Origin of the sequence: Cytobacillus oceanisediminis (assembly GCF_004366035.1) — a bacterium.
In the GTDB taxonomy this organism is placed as follows: domain Bacteria; phylum Bacillota; class Bacilli; order Bacillales; family Cytobacillaceae; genus Cytobacillus; species Cytobacillus oceanisediminis_C.
The window spans coordinates 286,019-305,276 of sequence record NZ_SOEE01000001.1; the positions used below are offsets into that span (position 1 = coordinate 286,019).

The 19,258-nt window shown below is 40.6% G+C and carries 20 protein-coding genes and 1 riboswitch; of the genes, 1 reads left to right on the forward strand and 19 read right to left on the reverse strand.

All coding sequences use genetic code 11. The annotated features are described in order from the left end of the window. The first annotated feature begins 153 nt into the window (after window positions 1-153). Window positions 154-402: a ferredoxin gene (locus DFO72_RS01455; RefSeq protein ID WP_009332793.1), complete on the forward strand. Its 249-nt coding sequence runs from the start codon at window positions 154-156 to the stop codon at window positions 400-402. Window positions 403-547: 145 nt separating this feature from the next. On the opposite strand, the gene DFO72_RS01460 is transcribed toward DFO72_RS01455, so the two are convergent. The 19 genes from DFO72_RS01460 to DFO72_RS01550 all read right to left on the reverse strand — a co-directional run bounded on the left by DFO72_RS01460 (window position 548) and on the right by DFO72_RS01550 (window position 19,214). Continuing rightward, complete coding sequence (locus tag DFO72_RS01460; RefSeq protein ID WP_113884492.1) at window positions 548-1,132, reverse strand: ECF transporter S component; 585 nt, start codon at window positions 1,130-1,132, stop codon at window positions 548-550. A 161-nt stretch (window positions 1,133-1,293) separates the two neighbouring features. After that, window positions 1,294-1,465: riboswitch (FMN riboswitch) on the reverse strand. A 155-nt stretch (window positions 1,466-1,620) separates the two neighbouring features. Continuing rightward, complete coding sequence (locus DFO72_RS01465; protein WP_113884491.1) at window positions 1,621-2,433, reverse strand: histidinol-phosphatase; 813 nt, start codon at window positions 2,431-2,433, stop codon at window positions 1,621-1,623. Between the two features lie 67 nt (window positions 2,434-2,500). Further along, on the reverse strand, window positions 2,501-3,400 hold the full coding sequence (locus tag DFO72_RS01470) for a M23 family metallopeptidase (RefSeq protein ID WP_113884490.1): 900 nt from the start codon (window positions 3,398-3,400) through the stop codon (window positions 2,501-2,503). A 214-nt stretch (window positions 3,401-3,614) separates the two neighbouring features. Beyond that, on the reverse strand, window positions 3,615-4,874 hold the full coding sequence (locus DFO72_RS01475) for a hypothetical protein (RefSeq protein WP_113884489.1): 1,260 nt from the start codon (window positions 4,872-4,874) through the stop codon (window positions 3,615-3,617). After that, on the reverse strand, window positions 4,849-5,400 hold the full coding sequence (gene sigX, locus DFO72_RS01480) for an RNA polymerase sigma factor SigX (protein WP_113884488.1): 552 nt from the start codon (window positions 5,398-5,400) through the stop codon (window positions 4,849-4,851). The genes DFO72_RS01475 and sigX overlap by 26 nt, the downstream gene beginning before the upstream one ends. Window positions 5,401-5,654: 254 nt before the next feature. Beyond that, window positions 5,655-7,439, reverse strand: coding sequence for an ATP-binding protein (locus DFO72_RS01485; RefSeq protein WP_113884487.1), 1,785 nt, complete (start codon window positions 7,437-7,439; stop codon window positions 5,655-5,657). After that, window positions 7,436-8,152, reverse strand: a complete 717-nt coding sequence (locus DFO72_RS01490) for a response regulator transcription factor (RefSeq protein ID WP_113884486.1) — start codon at window positions 8,150-8,152, stop codon at window positions 7,436-7,438. Before DFO72_RS01490 ends, DFO72_RS01485 begins: the two co-directional genes overlap by 4 nt. A gap of 338 nt (window positions 8,153-8,490) precedes the next feature. Continuing rightward, window positions 8,491-9,672, reverse strand: coding sequence for a c-type cytochrome biogenesis protein CcsB (gene ccsB, locus DFO72_RS01495; RefSeq protein ID WP_113884485.1), 1,182 nt, complete (start codon window positions 9,670-9,672; stop codon window positions 8,491-8,493). A 12-nt stretch (window positions 9,673-9,684) separates the two neighbouring features. Then, window positions 9,685-11,316: a cytochrome c biogenesis protein ResB gene (gene resB / locus DFO72_RS01500; protein ID WP_113884484.1), complete on the reverse strand. Its 1,632-nt coding sequence runs from the start codon at window positions 11,314-11,316 to the stop codon at window positions 9,685-9,687. 19 nt (window positions 11,317-11,335) lie between these two features. Next, entirely contained in the window at window positions 11,336-11,860 is a 525-nt protein-coding gene (gene resA / locus DFO72_RS01505) for a thiol-disulfide oxidoreductase ResA (protein ID WP_113884483.1), read from the reverse strand. A 187-nt stretch (window positions 11,861-12,047) separates the two neighbouring features. Continuing rightward, window positions 12,048-12,773 carry a 23S rRNA pseudouridine(2605) synthase RluB gene (rluB, locus tag DFO72_RS01510; RefSeq protein WP_113884482.1) on the reverse strand — a complete coding sequence of 242 codons (726 nt, stop codon included), beginning with the start codon at window positions 12,771-12,773 and terminating at the stop codon, window positions 12,048-12,050. Between the two features lie 454 nt (window positions 12,774-13,227). Next, window positions 13,228-13,764 carry a spore maturation protein gene (locus DFO72_RS01515; protein ID WP_113884481.1) on the reverse strand — a complete coding sequence of 179 codons (537 nt, stop codon included), beginning with the start codon at window positions 13,762-13,764 and terminating at the stop codon, window positions 13,228-13,230. Between the two features lie 7 nt (window positions 13,765-13,771). Beyond that, window positions 13,772-14,359, reverse strand: coding sequence for a nucleoside recognition domain-containing protein (locus tag DFO72_RS01520; RefSeq protein WP_113884480.1), 588 nt, complete (start codon window positions 14,357-14,359; stop codon window positions 13,772-13,774). Next, a complete protein-coding gene (locus DFO72_RS01525) occupies window positions 14,352-15,503 on the reverse strand; it encodes a D-alanyl-D-alanine carboxypeptidase family protein (protein ID WP_113884479.1) in 1,152 nt (383 codons plus the stop codon). Before DFO72_RS01525 ends, DFO72_RS01520 begins: the two co-directional genes overlap by 8 nt. Before the next feature lie 222 nt (window positions 15,504-15,725). Further along, window positions 15,726-16,616, reverse strand: a complete 891-nt coding sequence (locus DFO72_RS01530; protein WP_113884478.1) for a superoxide dismutase — start codon at window positions 16,614-16,616, stop codon at window positions 15,726-15,728. 190 nt (window positions 16,617-16,806) lie between these two features. Next, window positions 16,807-17,295 carry a YpuI family protein gene (locus tag DFO72_RS01535; protein WP_113884477.1) on the reverse strand — a complete coding sequence of 163 codons (489 nt, stop codon included), beginning with the start codon at window positions 17,293-17,295 and terminating at the stop codon, window positions 16,807-16,809. A gap of 31 nt (window positions 17,296-17,326) precedes the next feature. After that, window positions 17,327-17,746: a hypothetical protein gene (locus tag DFO72_RS01540; protein WP_113884476.1), complete on the reverse strand. Its 420-nt coding sequence runs from the start codon at window positions 17,744-17,746 to the stop codon at window positions 17,327-17,329. A 117-nt stretch (window positions 17,747-17,863) separates the two neighbouring features. Beyond that, window positions 17,864-18,451, reverse strand: a complete 588-nt coding sequence (gene scpB / locus DFO72_RS01545; protein WP_113884475.1) for an SMC-Scp complex subunit ScpB — start codon at window positions 18,449-18,451, stop codon at window positions 17,864-17,866. A 1-nt stretch (window position 18,452) separates the two neighbouring features. Continuing rightward, window positions 18,453-19,214, reverse strand: a complete 762-nt coding sequence (locus DFO72_RS01550; protein ID WP_113884474.1) for a segregation/condensation protein A — start codon at window positions 19,212-19,214, stop codon at window positions 18,453-18,455. Window positions 19,215-19,258 lie beyond the last annotated feature (44 nt).

The window sequence follows — 19,258 nt, forward strand, 5'->3', positions numbered from 1 at the left end:
CAGGGTAAATTATGCCTAAACCCTTGTGTGATAAGCATTCTCAATACATTTTCTATTGAAAAGTTGAACATTCAGTTTTACAATAGATGTGAGGAATGTGTTACCATCATCTTGATGGACGATTAATTGTTTAAATCTTGGGAGGTTTTTTTCATGGCAAAGTATACAATTGTTGACAAAGAAACATGTATTGCATGTGGAGCTTGCGGCGCAGCTGCACCGGACATTTATGATTATGATGATGAAGGCATCGCTTTCGTTACCCTTGATGATAACCAGGGTATCGTTGAAATTCCTGATGTATTAGTTGATGATATGATGGATGCATTTGAAGGCTGCCCAACCGATTCAATCAAAGTAGCTGATGATGCTTTTGATGGCGATCCGCTTAAATACGAATAATCCTTCAACCATACTTTACCCTATGTTAAGCTGCTGCTCCCTTTCATCATGAAAGGGAGTTTTTTATATTTACATTTAACAAGCATGCTTGGAGTGAACAGAAAAAGCAGCGGCACATTTGCCGCTGCTTTAAACTTATATATTATTAAGCTGCGCTTTTTATAACAGCCTGCTTCTCCACCCAAGTTCTCATGCGTGTAAAAATAAGCATGAAAACAAAAGAAATGATTACACCTTTTATAATATTGAATGGCAAGATCCCTGTCACAATCATTGTTCTCATTTCAGGTGCTGACATTGCAGGGAAATTAAGAAAGAATGTATATGCCGGCAGAATTACAAGGTAATTAAGTACACTCATTATGACAGCCATAACCATTGTGCCGATTACAAGTCCAAACGTCATGCCTTTTTTTGTTTTCAGCTTACTGTACACATAATAAGTTGGCAGGACGAACAAGATGCCAGCGGCAAAGTTTGCAATATGTCCTACAGGTACTCCTGTTGCACTCCCTGTCATGAAGTAATCAAGAATATTCTTAATAAGTTCCACTAAAATCCCTGCTGCTGGACCAAAGATTAACGCTGCGATTAATGCAGGAATATCGCTGAAGTCAATCATCAGAAATTGCGGAAACGGCGGGATTGGAAAATTGAGCAGCATTAATACGTAAGAGATGCTGCTTAGCATTCCGATGGCAACCATAGTTTTGATATTAAGTTTTTTCAAGTTCCTCTCTCCTTTTTAGGACTATCTCTCCTAAAGAAGAAAGGTTCAGCTAAGCAAATATCTTTGCAATAAATAACCCTCAAGCTAATATAGCTTGAGGGAGAGTTGCAAAGGCATGCTTAATAACGTTCAAAACCTGCATTTTTGAACGTTTGCAGAACCTCCATCTTCTCCCATCCAGACTGTACTGTCGGCTTTGGAATCGCACCAAATCCTGCCCAAATTAACCGCAAAGCTTTTAATTTAAAAACTCTGCTTTCAGGCTCGCGGGCTTAGAGTCAAGAATAACCCATCACCGCCGGTCGGGAATTTCACCCTGCCCCGAAGATAGACCGTATTTATTTATACAGATTAATTATACTGAAAAAAAGTTATTCTGTGAAGGGATATGTTTACCTGTCAGGTTTAGAGAATCTTTCTATCCAAGAACCTTTACAGATTTTTATTGATATAACAAAAAAAGACGGCGATATGCCATCTTTTTTATTTTATCCAAGCGGAAATTCTTTTCTTTCTCCTTTTGAGAAAGTCATGATGGACTGATACCCCACTTCTCTTGCAAGATCAATTGCTTTTTCAAAATCTGCACCTACATGTTCAGGAAAGTGCGCATCAGACGATAGAACAATCGGTATATTTTTTTCATAGCATTTCTGAAGAAGTCGTTTGTCCGGGTATAGTTCCCCCACTGGTTTTCGCAGACCAGCTGTACTGATTTCAACACATGTCTTGGATTCTGCCAGCGCGTTGGCTGCACGATCATATTGCTCCAGCAAAAATTCTTCGTCCCGGGGAACATACTTAAAAATTTTCACGAGGTCTAAATGGCCAACAATATCGAATAAATTTGACTGTGCCAGAGTGACTACCTGATCAAAGTACTTTCGATATACTTCGTATAGATCCCGTTTATCCCATTCTTTCCTAAATTCAGCCAGGTCTATGCCGAAATCTCCAACCCAATGAATGGATCCGATAACATAGTCAAAAGAATAACTATTGATAAACTTCGCCATTTCATCGTGTTTGCCGGGCGTGTAGTCCATTTCAATTGACATCTTCACATCTATGTCATTGCTCCAAGCTTCATGAAAAACATTCACATAGTCTTTCATATCATAAAAACGCCTTTCGTTTACCCATGGATTCTGCAGGATGTCTGCTGTCTGATAGAAATGATAGGCATGCTCTGAGATTCCAAAAGATTCAATCCCTTTCCGGGCTGCCGCATCTGTGAATTTTTTTAAATAATCCAGGCTTAACGTGCCATTTTCGAGATGATTATGATAGTCTGTAAGCATTTCTTAACTCCCCCAGTTTTTTACCCATTATACTTTAAGGGAGTAAAGCGGTGCAATCATTTCTATTCTATTTTTTGCGAATGATTAGAATTTGTCCAATTTTTATAGTATCTGAATCAGCATTATTTAAGTCTTTGATTGTTTCTGCAGTTGTATCATGCATTTTTGCTATAGAAGTTAGAGTATCTCCCTGTTTAACAGTGTATTCTATAGAGTTCTCGGATTTTATCAATAGCTTTTGACCTGAAATAATGTGATCAGGATTAATATTATTTAAATCCGCAATATCCCCGGCCCGCAAATTATAGTGTGCAGCAATAGACCATAATGTTTCCCCTGTTTTAACTATATGGTAAGTTTCCACGGAATCATTTTTTATTTTCCCTGACTCAAGATTAGACGGCGGTGCTGAAACTTCACGCGCATTTTCATCTTTCATCACTGCAATTACAGCTTGTCCAACTTCTCCCGTCCCAAATGCAACAGAGGGATCAATTGCATTTATTTTATCAGCTGTCCATGCCTGCGTATGTATTTCAAAATGGAGATGCACTCCTGAGGAGTCACCCGTGCTTCCCATCAGTCCGATTTTCTGTCCCTGCACAACTTTTTCGCCTTCAGAAGAAAAGCGTTTATCCAGATGGGCGTATACTGTTTCAGTTTGGTTGTTATGTTTAATGAATATCACATTTCCATATGTTTGGGAATAATAAGACCTGGACACAATTCCTGCGTCAACAGCATAAACTGGAGACCCGGAATCTCCAGCTATATCGATGCCTTTATGCTGTCCTTCTCTTGTCCCAAACGTGTCTGTAATTACACCATCTGCAGGCCATACCCAATGCTCTGTCAGTTCCGGAATTATTGGCTCGGCAGCTTTAGAATGCTTCCCACCCAGAAATAACAGACTCACACAAAGAGCCATTATTCCTGCGATAAAGAAACGCCTTATGTAATCCTTCATTCTTTTCCTCCTATGTTGTAAGCTGAAATATCTGTACGAATGCCTGGTCATTGACCGCACTCTCTTCCACCCTATGACAGCTTGTACTCTTTTAGAACAATTAACAATAAAGCTCTTAAAAGCACAGTTATTAGTATACTTCCAGCAGTATAGTTTTTATGCAGACCTGAGGGATTTTTATCCATAAAAAAAAGACAGCCATATGGCCGCCTCCCTAATTTGGCAAATCTCGTTTATTAGCTGCTATTGGTACCTTTAATTCTTCAGTAAGGTCAAACTTGCCGATTTTATCAACATCTGCATTTTCCAATTTAACCGTGTCAAAATCAAAGTCTTTTGCCGTCAGAAGTATTGCTTCAATCGCATGAAGTGTTGATTCATCATTAATTATTTCTGATTCATTATTAAAACGGATTAAGAGTTTGCCATCCTGTATTTCTTCTGTTTCAAAATCAATGTCTTCCGGTATGGATGCCTGTAGATTATTTTCAGTCCGGTTTTTCTTCATGGCTAGTAGAGCATCTTTTATAGAATTGAGCTCTTCTCTTAGCGGGACCAGGAATGGTGTTGAATCTGCGCCATTTGGATATAAGAAATAATAAATTAAGTTACCATTGCTATTTTCCGGGATAAATTCCTTCCTATATCCGTAATGGCTAAATTCAATGCCGATTTCCCCTTCAGTCATGAAGTTAATCTTTTCTATATCAAGATTATTCATTATATTGGACAAGACCTTCTCTAAAAGTATTTCTGTCGTGGAAGACATGCTATATGGATGATCCGCTGGCACATCAACAGTTAACATCTTATTTCCCCGATCATAGGTGAAATTTGCTTTTAGAGGATAGTAATCCTCTAAACCCCATTTATCTTCGGTTAGCCTGCTCATCGTGTCTTCAAATAATTCAAATTTCGTCCTGGCAGGATTTTCATCAACTAAAACACTGACGGGTACAATATTTTGTGCTGCCTTATCTGGAATCGCATAAGTCAGTACCTCTTTCCCTGCCAAATCTTCTTCATAAACGGCAGTAGGACTTGATTCTGATTCAACTGTCTTCTTGCTTATCTCATCATTTATTTCCGCTTCCGGCTCAGTAAACAGCTGTGCCTGGTCCTGTTCTTCTGAGCCTTTATCTTGAGCAATTAATTCGGAGTCTTCCTCTTTCGCTTCCAGAATAGTGTTATTTTCACTTGCTATTTGTTCAGATGAGGTTGAACGGTCCGCTTTCAATTCGACCTGCTTATCGGCAGACTCCTGCCAGCTCATAAGGTTTGGGACGAGAATAAAAAGCAGGAGCAAGGCAGCAGCCGCTGCGATAGATGGCAGGATCCATGTTCTGTTTTTTTGCTTTCCCATCTTAATTTCGATAGCTTGATAAATGTCTCTCGGATCACGATCATCTTTAATTTTAGGCAGCTGGTTCAGCAATTCCTGAAGCTGCTCATCGCTCCACTTTGATTCCTTCATTATCCATTCCCTCCTTTACCTTAAAATCTTCCATATGTTTTTTAAGCACCTTTAAAGCACGATGCTGGGTTGTTTTAACCTTGCTTTCGGTCCAGCCAAGTGAATCAGCTGTTTCATTAATGCTGAGTTCATGTATATATCTCATAATTATGACAAGCCTCTGGTCAATGGTGCATAAATCCAGACAGCGATAGATCAGCTGAATTTCTTCTCTTTGCACGGCAATTTCTTCCGGCAAGGGCAGAACATCCTTTACCTCCTGAGTTGACCAGTCAAATTTCTCCATAATCCTTTGCTTCCAGCCCTTTTGCTTGCGAAAAGAATCTATGGCAACATTCCGCGCAATTGAAAAGAGCCATGTTTTTTCGCTGCTTTTCCCTTCAAACTTTTCATATGATTTTAATACTCTTATATAGACTTCCTGGACTAAATCCTCAGCCAGTTCCTTGTTTTTGACCATATAAAAAAGAAATTGAAAAACGTCCTGATGGTATTTTTTATAAAGTTCATCAAAAACGGAGTCCATGGATTCCCCTCCCCGTTCAATAAAATAGTCGTTCTCTCTTTAAAAAAAGTTACAGTTTAACTATATTATTATTTTGCAGAAAAGCGCAAGAGGCTGTTTGGGTGAGGGATTACTCCCTGCCTTCAAAAACGCCCGGCCCATTGCTTAGAACTATATTTCAAAAAAAAAGGGAAGGAAACATTATGCATCTCCTTCCCTAAGCCTATAATAAATTGTTTCCCGTGTATCAAGAACAATCGCCACATTTCTCGTCTTTATCCTTCATTTCGAGGGATAAAGATTGAAAATGTCGTACCGTGTCCGGTCTTGCTTTGAACGGTAATATGGCCTTTATGAGCTTCAATTATATTTTTTGCAATTGCAAGGCCAAGGCCAGTTCCAGATCGGCCCCTCGTTCTTGCTTTGTCCGCTTTGTAAAAGCGTTCAAATACAAATGGCAGGTCCTCTTCGGGAATCCCTGAGCCAGAATCTTTCACTTCTATAAACAGTCCCCGTTCATCACTTCTTTCGAGCACTTTTACCTCACCATTGTGAGGGGTATGCCGGATGGCATTATCAATCAGATTAGTCATGACCTGTTCAATTCTGTCCGGATCAATTTGAATAGGGACACCCTTGCTTTGCAGATCATGTTCCAGACTAATTTCCTTCTCTTTTGCCAGCCCCTGAAACTTCCTGATAATTCTTTGCAGATAGGAATTCACTTCAGTTTCTTCCATTGTCAGCTGAATATGTCCGGCTTCCATTCTGGCAAGATCCAGCAATTCATTCACAAGCCGGCCCATTCTTAGAGACTCATCATAAATGACACTTGCCATCTCTTTTTTCTCTTCGTCCGTTCCGGCAATATCATCGACAATCGCTTCACTATACCCCTGCATCATAGAAATCGGCGTCCTTAATTCATGAGAAACATTCGCTATAAAATCGTTCCGGAGCTTATCAAGCTTACGCTCTTCCGTCATGTCCCTGATAACCGCAACCGCTCCTCTTATATATTTATTATTATAAAGAGGGCTGACGATTATCACCCAGGAACGTCCTTGTATAGAGATTTCGCCAATCTGCTCTTTCTCGGTATTTACAGCAAGCTGGAAAAGCTCCATGACTTTGGATGGCACTTCCTCTGTATTATTCTCAATGTCATCCAGTTCATAAAACCAGCTTTGCAAAAACCGCTCTGCAGGAGGATTTGTGATGAGGATCGTGCCATCGCGGTTGAAGGTGATTACCCCATCAGCCATCCCGCTTAGAATGCTTGCCAGCTGTTCCTTTTCCTGGCTTAGAGCATTCATATTGAATTTCAGCTGTCTGCCCATCTGATTAAAAGCCATGGCTAATTCGCCAACTTCATCATTAGTCAGAATCGGAACCTTTGTATCGAATTTACCTCTTGCTACCTCAAAGGCAGCTTCTTTCATTTTTCTGAGCGGAGCATTAATTCTTGTCGATAAGAAAAATGCAAAGATGGTTGTTAAAATAATGGCAACTCCTGCAGCCAGCAAAATAAACTTAGTCGTAGAACGCAGTGTTTCATGCATAACTTCAATGGATTGATAAATAAAGACGGCCCCATTGCTGCTGTCACCTTCGAGAGGGACCCCAATTATAAGAATATTGCTGTCATCATCTGCGGCTACATCTGTATACTCAGGATTAACGGATGTTACTTTTTTTACAGTCTTACCTTCCGTTAGGACTTCTTTTAAATCATCTTCCTCGGTGAGGTAAGAGATGGGGAGTTTTAATGAACCTGTATGATTTGGAGAATAGTAGTACTCTTTCGGCGAATTAATAATGACTACTTTTGTTACATCGTCGACAAGTTCCCAGGAAATCTCCAAACCGACTTCACGATTATGCTCTTTTAAAATTCTGGTTATTTTATGGGCCGTATTCGATAATCCTTTTTCTGTTTCATTTATATGGTAATTTTCAAAAAACTCAAGCAGCATGACTGTTAAAATCAGCAGTACAAAGGAAACTAATAAAAGAATTGTGCCCCATAGTTTACCTGCAACACTCCGAAAGAGCATCATTCATTAATAACCTCGAACTTGTAGCCCACTCCCCAAACAGTGACAATCATTCTGGCAGCCTGCTCAGAAACTTTATTTAATTTTTCACGCAAGCGCTTCACATGTGTATCAACTGTTCTTAAATCTCCGAAAAATTCATAGTGCCAAACTTCCTTAAGCAGCTGTTCCCTGTCAAAAACCTTTTCCGGTGCCTTTGCCAGGAAATAGAGAAGTTCATATTCCTTTGGCGTTAAACTGACTTCTTTCCCATCAGCCAACACTTTGTGAGCATCATTATCGATCGTTAGATGAGGAAAAACAATTACATCTTTTGCTGTTGTTTCTGTTTGAAGGTAGGTAGTTTTAGAAGACCTGCGCAATAATGCCTTCACTCTCAGTACTACTTCCCTTGGGCTGAAGGGCTTTACAATGTAATCATCTGTGCCCACTTCAAACCCCTGTACGCGGTTAACTTCTTCCCCTTTGGCTGTCAGCATGATCACAGGAGTAGCTTTTTTCTCTCTCAGCTCTCTGCAGACTTCAATGCCGTCTTTGCCTGGCATCATTAAATCCAAAAGGATGACATCGTAATCATTTGCCAGAGCTTTTGACAAAGCCTGGTTTCCATTTTCCGCTTCATCAATCGAATAATTTTCACGCTCAAGGTACATCTTTAATAAACGGCGGATTCTTTCTTCATCATCCACTAGTAAAATTTTTACTTGGTTTTCCATTTTTCAAATCCCCCTAACGTTCAATAGAAATGGCTCTTCTCAAAATTTATTATAGCTAAAGAATTCTCCGCTGCAGCTCAGCAAACCCACAGGGCTGCCGGGAGCCTCTTTGACGTTCTGCGCCTGCGGGGTCATTCCTGGTGCGCTACTCCCGTAGGACGTTGATTGAATGAGCATCGCACGAAAAAAAATCCGAATGCATTTTCGAGGATCTCGCACCTTCCGCCCCAATCAGCTCAGCGGTGAAACATAGTATATATAGAGCAGAAAATCATAGAAAGAATTATAGCTTTAATTAAAGCCTTCACTGTTGTGAAGTGAAGGCTTGTATGTGTTCGTTATGATCCGGCGTAGGAGTGCAATCCTGCAATGACCAGGTTTACCGCAACCAGGTTAAACATGATAATGATAAATCCGATTACTGCAAGCCACGCAGACTTTTCACCATGCCAGCCCTTTGAAAGGCGAAGGTGAAGATAGGCAGCATAAAAAAGAAAGGTAATAAGTGCCCATACTTCCTTTGGATCCCATCCCCAGAAACGAGTCCAGGCTATTTGTGCCCATATCATGGCAAATATCAACGCTCCGAGCGTAAATACCGGAAATCCGATTAATACAGAACGGTAGCCGATCTCATCAACCAAATCCAGATTAATATTTTTTGCAAGCGGCTGAAGCGCAGCTCCAACTCTTTTTCGGAGAATCAATCTTAAAGCAAGATATAGAATGATACCTGAAGCCAATGACCATATAACTGTATTTAATTTTTTTGCATTAATAATTGCAGGCATTTCCGCCAGCGGTTCAAATTTCCCTTCCGTAATCAGCTTTGCTTCGTTAGGACCAGTTAAAGCAGGCATATGATACTCAAGGACATCTTCCTGTCCGTTCTTATCAACCCAGTTAAATTCTGCCTTGTAGCCGGAAACTGAAAAGCTTGAGCTTATAATAATAAAGCCAAGCGTACAAACTAAGCCAAACATAACGGCTTCTAGCCAGAATCTCTGTTTGCTTTGCTTAGACTGATCGACTGATTTAACCAAATAGATAATTCCTGCAGCAAAGCTTACAGCTAATATAGCCTGTCCAACTGCTGCAGTTGTAACGTGAATATGAAGCCAATCACTCTGCAAAGCCGGGATCAGTGGTGAAACTTCACGCGGAAACATACTTGCATAAGCGATCATTAGCAAAGCAACAGGAAGCGTAAAGACTCCTAAGATAGGTGTTTTATAAATTAAGTAAATCACTATAAAAGCACCTACAAGCGACATTCCAAAGAATGTTGTAAATTCAAATAAATTGCTGACAGGCGCATGCCCGGCTGCAATCCATCTTGTAATAAAGTAGCCCAACTGTGCGGCAAACCCGATAATGGTAATCCATAATCCGATTGCCGCCCACTTGTTTGGCCCTTTGTTTGTATTTTTCTTATCCTTTATGGAGCCAGCAAAAAAGACAGTAGCAATTAAATAGAGGATAAAAGCTGTGTATAGTAAATTGCTGCTTATTGTAACCACTCAGATTCCTCCTTAGCCTTTCTTTTCACTTTGATTTTGCAGCTGGTCTTCCGGCACCTTAATTCCGGTTCCGTCCAATGCTGCCTCTATTTCCCTTTTAAGACCATGCCAGTTTTTGTTAGTGTGTCCGGCTACCCATACTTCTCCATTGACACGGCGAAGCCAGATTCTTCGATGGTTCCAATAAGACCCCTGTGCAACACCTATCATGAAAATAACACCGCCCAAAGCGATAATCCATAGGGTCAAATCTTTTCGGACAGTCAGAGCCGATACATTTTTAGTATCTATGCCTTTAAATGCCATCTTATATTCATTATCACCAAAAGGTTCAATTGTCTGTCTGATTGCAACGAAACTAATTTCGCCATCCGGCTTATCCGGAGTAAACATTTTGAAAACGAAGGCAGGATTATTAGGAACTCTGGACTTTGTTATCGGCTCCCCATTTTCATCAAATTCAAAATCGGGAAAATAACTGACAACTTCAGCTTTATAGCCATTTCCAAGATCATATACATCCTGAGGATCGTTCAGGTCGACTGTTAAATCACCATATTCTTCACCCGTTTTTTTATTTGTCAGGGCAAAGGACATTTTGTTAAGCTCATTAAGCTTATAATCTACTTGGTATAATGCAAATTTTTCAAACTTCAGAGGTTTATTTACCTTAATTTCAAAGTCCTTAACTTTCTCGAGATCAGCCTCTTCCCCCGCAACTGTATCTCCCTGTTTTTTATAAAGAGTTACATTGGACTGATAATTCTTTGCTACCATCCCTGCTTTATCAATCGCTTCTTCAAACACTTCTTTATCTTTCTCTTTATCGTACATTTCAAGGATGAAGCCATCATTTTTAAGGTAGTATTCTCCATTGGTTTCAGGAATGACCTTTGTCTCGCCTTCCCGGATCCAAAGTATTTTGTCAACGTACATGCCTGGTACAAAACGCAGCATTCCGCCGATTAAAAATATGATAAGCCCTACATGGTTAACGTATGGGCCCCACCTTGAAAAACGTCCCTTCTCGGCAAGGATGTTTCCATTCTCTTCTCTGATGCTGTATTTTTTGGATTTTAACTTTTCTTTTGCCATAGTAAATGCCTGATCAGTGGCTTCTGGCTGTGAAACCCCAAAAACCCGCTGGCGCTGGAGATAGCTTTCATGACGGCTTACCCTCTGTTTTTTTAGAGCCCTGTACAAAGGAATAACCCTATCCAGACTGCATATCACAAGCGATATGCCGATTGAGGCAATCAAAATCAAATACCACCATGAGCTGTAAAGGTTATGAAACCCTAAATCATAGTATAATTTACCTATCCAGCCATACTGATCTTCGTAATATTCTTCAGCAGGCATGATCGGCGGAATATACATTTCCTGAGGAAGAATTGTTCCAAGGGCAGAAGCAATCAGCGTTATGACAATCAGCCAGACTCCAACCTTTACAGATGAAAAGAAATTCCATATTTTATCAATTATCGTTTTGTTATAGGTTTGCGAACGGCGTGCACTTCCTTCATACCGCATATCCAGAAGTTTCTTATCTTTTTCTTTTTCTTCCAATACCTTGCCGCATGACTCACATAAAATCGTACCGATGGGGTTTACATGGCCGCAGTCGCATTTTACTTCTTTCATATATAAAACTCCCCGTAACTTATGGTTTAATCTGTTCCATATAGTTCTTGATCGTATCTTCAGTCATCTCTCCTGTAATATACTTGACTACCTTCCCGTCTTTATCGATAAGGAAAGTTGCAGGAAGAGGATTAATCCCGTAAGCTGATTGGACCTGGGTATTCTTATCAATGACAATCGGGAACGATAAATCGTAACGCTCAGAAAATTTATTTACTGCCAAATCTGTTTCTCCTACATTGACAGCCAAAACCTGAACACCCTCATCTTTAAATTGCTTGTATTGGTTGTTCATATATGGCATTTCTTTCTCACAGGGCTTGCACCATGTCCCCCAAAAGTTCAGGAAAACACCCTGCCCTTCATAATCTGATAACCGGTGTTTATTTCCATCCATGTCTGTCAAAACGAAATCAGGTGCCTTTTCTCCTACGGCAACCTTTTGAATTTTGTCTTTCGTAAAATTAGCGTATAGCGTATATGCCACGGCAGCACCAAGGACAAGCAATATGATTGTTCTCATTACCAGACGCTGCTTCTTCATAAAAAACTTCCCTCCTAAGGCATCCTTTTCAGATAAAAATCGTACCTTGAACAAGTTAATATGTAACATATGGAAAATGAATTGAGCCTCATAGCTGTTTTCTATTATAGCATTTTTCATCATACCTATATTGTTAACAAATTATCGTAACTGTGACACTTCTATGAATTTTTTAGTGCTCACCTCATTATTTCTTCTTCATAGCAAGTGCCCGCAGCTGTTTAACTTCATGGGCCGTAAGTTCTCTCGCATCTCCCGCTGACAAACCCTGCAAAGTAAGATAGCCGTATCTCTCCCTCTTCAGTTTCAGAACGGGATGTCCAATGGCTTCAAACATCCTTCTAACCTGGCGATTGCGTCCTTCATGGATGCTGATTTCCACAATGGCTGTCTGTTTTTTCTTATCCATTGATAAAAGTTTGGTTTTTGCAGGCGCTGTTTTTCCATCTTCGAGGACCACACCTCTTTGAAGGCTTCTCATGCTTTCTTTCGAAGGGATGCCTTTGACCTTGGCAACGTAGACTTTTTCAATCTCATTGCTTGGGTGCATTAAAAGATTTGCAAACTCCCCGTCATTGGTAAGAATGAGAATTCCGGATGTATCGTAATCCAGTCTTCCAACAGGGTAAATTCTTTGTTTGATTCCCATAAAGAAATCCGTGACGACTTTTCTGCCTTTATCATCCGAAACGGCAGAAATTACGCCTCTTGGCTTATAGAGAAGGAAATAAACGGGCTCCTCTCTCTCAACTGGAATTCCATCCACTTCAATCCGATCTGAAGGAGAGACCTTAACTCCCAGCTCCTTCACTGTTTTTCCATTAACCTTTACACGGCCTTCAGCCATTAGCTCTTCCGCTTTTCTTCTCGAAGCAAACCCAGCATGGGCAATAACCTTCTGCAATCTTTCCATATATGTCACCTCAAAGTTTTATTAACAGTATTTCATACTTTTTCACTCCTACTGAATTATGACATAATTCGTCAAGTTTTCAAAGCAAACCATAGTTAAAACAGCTTGCATCAGAAATAGTCTGTAATTACTGAATGTTGGAATTTAGATAAAAATAAAAAAAGACACCTAATTAGGTGTCTTTTTTTAATAGAATGTTTTGTTTTTAAACCGATGTCCGTTGATTTCCGCTGCGGGCACTCAGCGAACCCGCAGGGAGGAACGAAAGCCTCCTCCACTGGACATTGAATTTGCTTCTGTGAATACACCGTACGAAGAATGCGTATGCATTTCGAGGATCAAGTGCTCTCCGCTCCAATCAGCTCAGTGATTAAACTTCGATTGCAGCTAAATAGCAGAAACCTGAATCGTCGTTAAGCCCCTATTTAAAATGCCTTTTATTTTCCATTCTGTTTTACATATTTCCAAAAACAATTGTCACGATCACTATGGAGGCAATGATGCCTGCCAAGTCGGCTAAGAGTCCGACTTTGAGGGCATCTCCCATTTTTTTGATTCCTACCGCCCCAAAGTAGACCGTCAGTACATAAAAAGTTGTATCTGTACTGCCCTGAAGTACTGAGGCAAGTCTGCCTATGAACGAGTCGGGCCCATGGACTGCAATTAAGTCACTGGTCATTCCCAGCGCTGCAGTTCCAGAAATAGGGCGAATGATAGCCAGGGGTACGATATCAGGAGGTACTCCAATGGCATTTAGTCCAGGCCTGATCAGATCCATAAAATACTCCAGAGCGCCGGAAGCCCTGAAGACCGATATGGCTACAAGCATGCCGACAAGAAACGGAATGATGGATACAGCAATTTTTATGCCTTCTTTTCCGCCTTCAGTAAAACTTTCATAGGTAGGAACTTTCTTAAAAGTTCCATATATTAATATAAAGCCTATTAAAATAGGAATTAACCAAAGGGAAACAGCTGACACAATCTCCATCCTAACCTCATCCTTTACGCGTTCTTCGGTAATAGAAATAACGATCAATCATTATTGCGGCCAATGTTGAGCAGAATGTAGCCACTAAAGTGGGACCTACAATATCGGTCGGCGAGGCGGAATTATAATTCATCCGTATTGCAATCACGGTTGTAGGGATTAAAGTAAGACTTGATGTATTGATGGCTAAAAAGGTAATCATAGAGCGGCTCGCTTCATTTTTGCCCCCATTCAATTGTTTCAGCTCTTCCATAGCTTTTATGCCAAGCGGGGTAGCTGCGTTTCCAAGACCGAACATATTGGCCATCATGTTTGACAGAATATATCCCATCGCCGGGTGATCACCGGGCACCTCTGGAAAAAGCCTTTTCACAACAGGCCTGAATAAGGAAGCAAGTTTTTTCAGCAATCCGGCATCCTCTGCGATTCTCATCATTCCCAGCCAAAAAACGAGTATGCTGATTAGACCGATGCATAACGTGACCGCTTCTTTTGCACCATTGAAAATGGCTTCGTTCACTTCGCTCATGGTGCCGTTTATCATGGCAAAGACAATGCCTATAGCGGTAAGCATCACCCAAATGATGTTAACCATTGATCTTCACTCCCGCAATGGAGGTAAAAAGGCCCTTAAAGTATTCTAAAAGCGATTTATCTTCTTTTGCTTTATCATGCCTGTAATATAAAGGAAGTTTTCTAACAGGCTTATCTTCAAAATACACTGTTGCCTGTCCTATGACTTCAGGCATTTTTCGGCTGTCTTCCCATTCTGTTTCAGGTTTCTGCAGCTTTATATTAATCTTAAACTTGTCTTTTTCCTCTTTTAAAACAGGGTAATGGTAGGAATGCTTTAAATAAACTTTGCCTTTATAATACTCTTCATCAATATCTTCTATAATTCCCTCGGGCAAGACTTCCACAATATCATAGGTTTTAAAAGCGGTCTCATACATATTAATATGGTCATTCCAGTCATCGGGTCCGTTTAAGGTTACTGCAATCAGATTTAGGCTGCCTTTGGATGCTGTGGTAACAAGGGTTCTCTTTGCCCTTTTGGTATATCCTGTTTTTCCCCCGGTGCAATACTCATATAATTCAGTAAGGAGCCTATTTTTATTTTTCCACACCCTGTCCCAGCTTTCATTCGGGTTTGGCGCTCTGTGCACCTTTGTACCAGCAATCTTTTGGTAGGTCTCATTATTCATTGCATACCTGGTCAGCAAAGCCATATCATACGCGGTCGAATAATGATTTTCATGATCATCCAGACCATGAGGATTTGCGAAATGTGTGTTCTTCATGCCAATCTCTTCCGCCTTCTTATTCATTAAAAAGCCGAATCCTTCAAGACTTCCGCCAACATGCTCTGCGATTGCAACAGCAGAGTCATTGCCTGAACGAAGCATGAGTCCATAGACCAGATCTTCAAGCTTAATTTTTTCTCCTGCCTTTAGATAAATCGAGGAGCCTTCCGCTCTGACAGCACGATCACTAACTTTAACCATGTCGCCCATTTTCCCGGACTCTATAGCCAGAATTGCAGTCATGATTTTTGTAATGCTTGCTATTCTCCTCACTTCATTTGCATCTTTCTGGTAAAGGATTCGGCCAGAATCCTGCTCCATTAATATGGCACTCCGGGCACTTACTGAAACAGACGCTTCTGCCTTCTGAGAAATATTCATCATCATCAACGCGGTGGCCAAAACCATGGCCATCAGCCTTCTAAACCATTTCATTGCACAAAACCCCGTCTCCTTTGTGGAATGTCAAATTGAGCGAAATACAGGATCTCCCCGCAGGGAGGAGTTCCATGTTTTTCATTTATTTGTACAAGTTTATGCAGGACAAGTAGTGATATGACTATTAAGTTTACTTGTCTGGCGGCTTTGGAGAAGGCTCGTCCATCAAAAATGAAGGGAATACTCTTGGTACTCCCCTCCTACTTATTTCTGCTCCATTTAGAATGGCTTCCATTTTAACTCAGATGCTTTTAAATACCTGTCTTCTACATCCTTCCAGTTGACAACATTCCACCAATTTTTCACATAATCTCCGCGATTATTTTTATATTGCAGATAATAAGCATGTTCCCATACATCTAAAACCAGCAATGGTATCGTATCCCACTGGGTTAAAAGCATATGTCTTTCCGACTGAAGTATTTCGAGTCTGCGTGCTCTTGGCGACCAGACCAGGATTGCCCAGCCTACGCCTTCTACCTGTTTGGCTGCTTCAGTGAAATGGCTTTTGAACCTCTCAAAGCTCCCAAAGTATTTGTTAATTTCTTTGAGGAGTGCCCCAGAAGGTTTTCCTCCGCCCTCAGGGCTCATATTATTCCAGAATATCGTATGCAAATAATGGCCCGACCCATGAAAGGCGAGTTCACGGGACCAGTGTTTTACGAGACTGTAGTCATTATTGTCTCTCGCATTTTGAAGCATCACCTCTGCTTTATTCAATCCATCCACATAAGATTGATGATGCTTATCATGATGCAGTCTCATAATTTCACCAGAGATATGCGGTTCCAATGCACTGTAATCATAAGGGAGCGGAGGCAAAAAATGCTTACCAGCAGGGATGTACGGTTCATTGATATAGATATTTCCAAGCTGCTGTCTATTAGTAAAATAATTCTCCATATCGGAATGAAGAGTATCCACGTGTTCCTGCAGCTTTTCCAGGGCTTCTATATCGAGGGGGCCGTTTACTCCATCCATAATTTCGGTAAAATGGTCCAGCCTTTGCCATAGTTCATTGTTTTGTTCAACATCCTCCGAGTCTAAAAAATCTCTTAGCTCTTTGTTCCATTTTGTAACTTCCTTGATGTAATCTTCCATTTTACTCATAGAATCCCTCACTCACTTCTTTTTATAGCTCACTTTCTATTTGTATGAGAGGAAGTTTGTACGTTTTCCAAAGAAAATTGGAAACCAGCATATAAAGTGAAACTTCAATTAATGGGATTTTACTGCCCGCTAGACCTGCGGTAAACCTGCCCACAAAAAAAGAACAGCTGCCAGCTGTTCTTCAACATTCCTATTTTGATTGAATCATTTTTGTCCGGTAATCAGTTTCGTAATATTCAAGTTCCTCCCGAATCCGCTGGAACTCTCCTTCCAGCTGCCTGAACATTGTTTTTAGGCTGTCAGGAACTTCCTCATGGAATTGGATTGAGTTTTTTCCAGTATATGCTGAACGGCTATTCTCAAACCAGGCATCATTTTTCGGAGAGAAAAACTCTTCAATGCATTGATGGTAAATCCGATATAACGTCTTTTCGGCAGCCCCCTTTTGGAAGGGGTCACTTTTTAAAATGATCGTGCAGGTATCAAGTCCTTCTTCACAATAAACAAGCAGTTTTCTGACATGTGAAAGAATGCTTTTATAATAATTCACATTTCCCTGCTTTTCTGTTTCAAGATCTTTAATCGTTGTATTATTTAAGAAATCTTCAAAAGCGGCAACGCTATTACCGAGGAAATTTTTCACATCTTCCATTTGTGATTTAACGATTGAATTCCCCATCCATTACACCCCCGTATTTGTACACTGGCTATTACTGCGGTTGAACAATAAAATCTAAAGGTGATCGCAGGTCAAAGGATTCTTTATTCTCCAGCGCTTCAAAAATGGAGGGAAGCTTGGAAAAGTCCAGATCCTGAAAATAGGATGCAAAATCAGCCTTTGAGTTAAGATAAATTCGTTTGCGATGCCTAAAACCCGGGTTCTTTAATAAACATGAAAGAGCAACAAGATCCTTGAACTGCACCTCTCTCGAACCAGCAATGAAGACTGGGTCCTGTTCATAGGGTGTGAACTCATTCATGGATTCATCAAAGAAACGGACATATAAAACGTGAAAAGTTTTCTCCTGCCCATCTTCTTCGAACACAATCTCGCTTCTGTTAAAAAAGTCTTCCGAAGTGTTCGGCTTTTCTTTTTCAAGCTCGTATCCTCTGCAATGTTTAATCAGCAAGCAAAACCCTCCTATTTCCCCCGATGGTTTTAAGGTGATATGTATGACAGCTGTTTTAAGGAAAGGGAAAAATATAAATCTATTTTACCACACTTCCTATGTAATGTGTCAGAAAACTCAAGAATCTAGCTCCTGGAACTTCTCAAAGAATAAATCTGCCTCTTCCTGGAATGAATCCTCTTCTTCACTAATCTTATCCGGCAGCGGCGGAAGCTCTTCTATGCTTTTAAGACCAAAATAATCAAGGAATTCTTTAGTCGTTCCATACAGGTAGGCCCGCCCTGTTCCTTCTGCCCGTCCAACTTCTTTAATCAGTGCTTTTGCCGATAATGTCTGAAGAGGCCTCTCTGTCTTGACTCCCCTTATCTCTTCAATCTCTGTCCTTGTAATAGGCTGCCTGTAAGCAATGACTGCTAATGTCTCGAGTGCCGCCTGAGATAAGGAGGCGGAAGATGGAGATTCTACCAGCTTTTTTAAATACGAAGAAAACTCTTTTTTCGTAACCAGCTGAAAAGTCCCCGCCAGTTCAACCACCATAATTCCCCGGCTGCTATTGCCGTAGTCTTCAATAAGGCTGTCCATGATTTCACGGGCCTGAAGTTCTTCCACCTCCAGAACATGGGCAATTTGCTTTAAGGATAAGCCCTCATCACCGGCTGCAAACAGAAGGCTTTCAGCAATTCCTTTCCAATTAATAATCTCCATACTATTTGTCTCCTTCCATGGAAGCTACAAAGATATCCGAAAAGTTTCTGTCCTGCTCGACCAGTATTTCTTTACGCTTGATTAACTCCAGCACCGCCAGGAAAGTGACCACTATATGTTCTCTGTCTGATATTGGAAAAAGGTCGGTAAATTTTTTCCTCCCCTTAAAATTCCTTAACTGGTCCACAATTTCAGCCATCCGCTTCTCTATGGGAATCTCCTGACGTGCGACTTTCGCGGAAAGCGGCCTTTGCAGTTTCTTCCTTCTTAATAACTTTTGCAGAGCACCAAGCATATCATAAAGACTTACATTCAAATCAGCTTTTTCCTGCCGTGAATCATTCACATATTCTGAAAGGTCTGCAGGCGGCTTTGTATACATTAAACTTCTATCCTGCTCGCGCTCCTTAAGCTCTTCCGCAGCTTCCTTATACTTACGGTATTCAATCAGCCGTTCTACGAGTTCATCTCTTGGATCTTCCTCCATTTCCATTCCAAATTCATCCTCCAGCTCTTCCTCTTCATGCTTTGGCAGCAGCATTTTGCTTTTAATAGCCAGCAGTGTAGCTGCCATCACAAGATATTCGCTTGCTACGTCAAGCTGAAGCTCCTTCATTGTATGTATATAAATGAGGTATTGCTCAGTGATTTCTGATACAGGAATGTCATAGATATCGATTTCCAGCCGATTTATAAGATGAAGAAGAAGATCCAGCGGCCCCTCGAATGCATCTATTTTTACGTTATAATGATCATATTGCATAAATACCCACCAAATTTTCCTAATATAAATTCCCTTAAACTCCA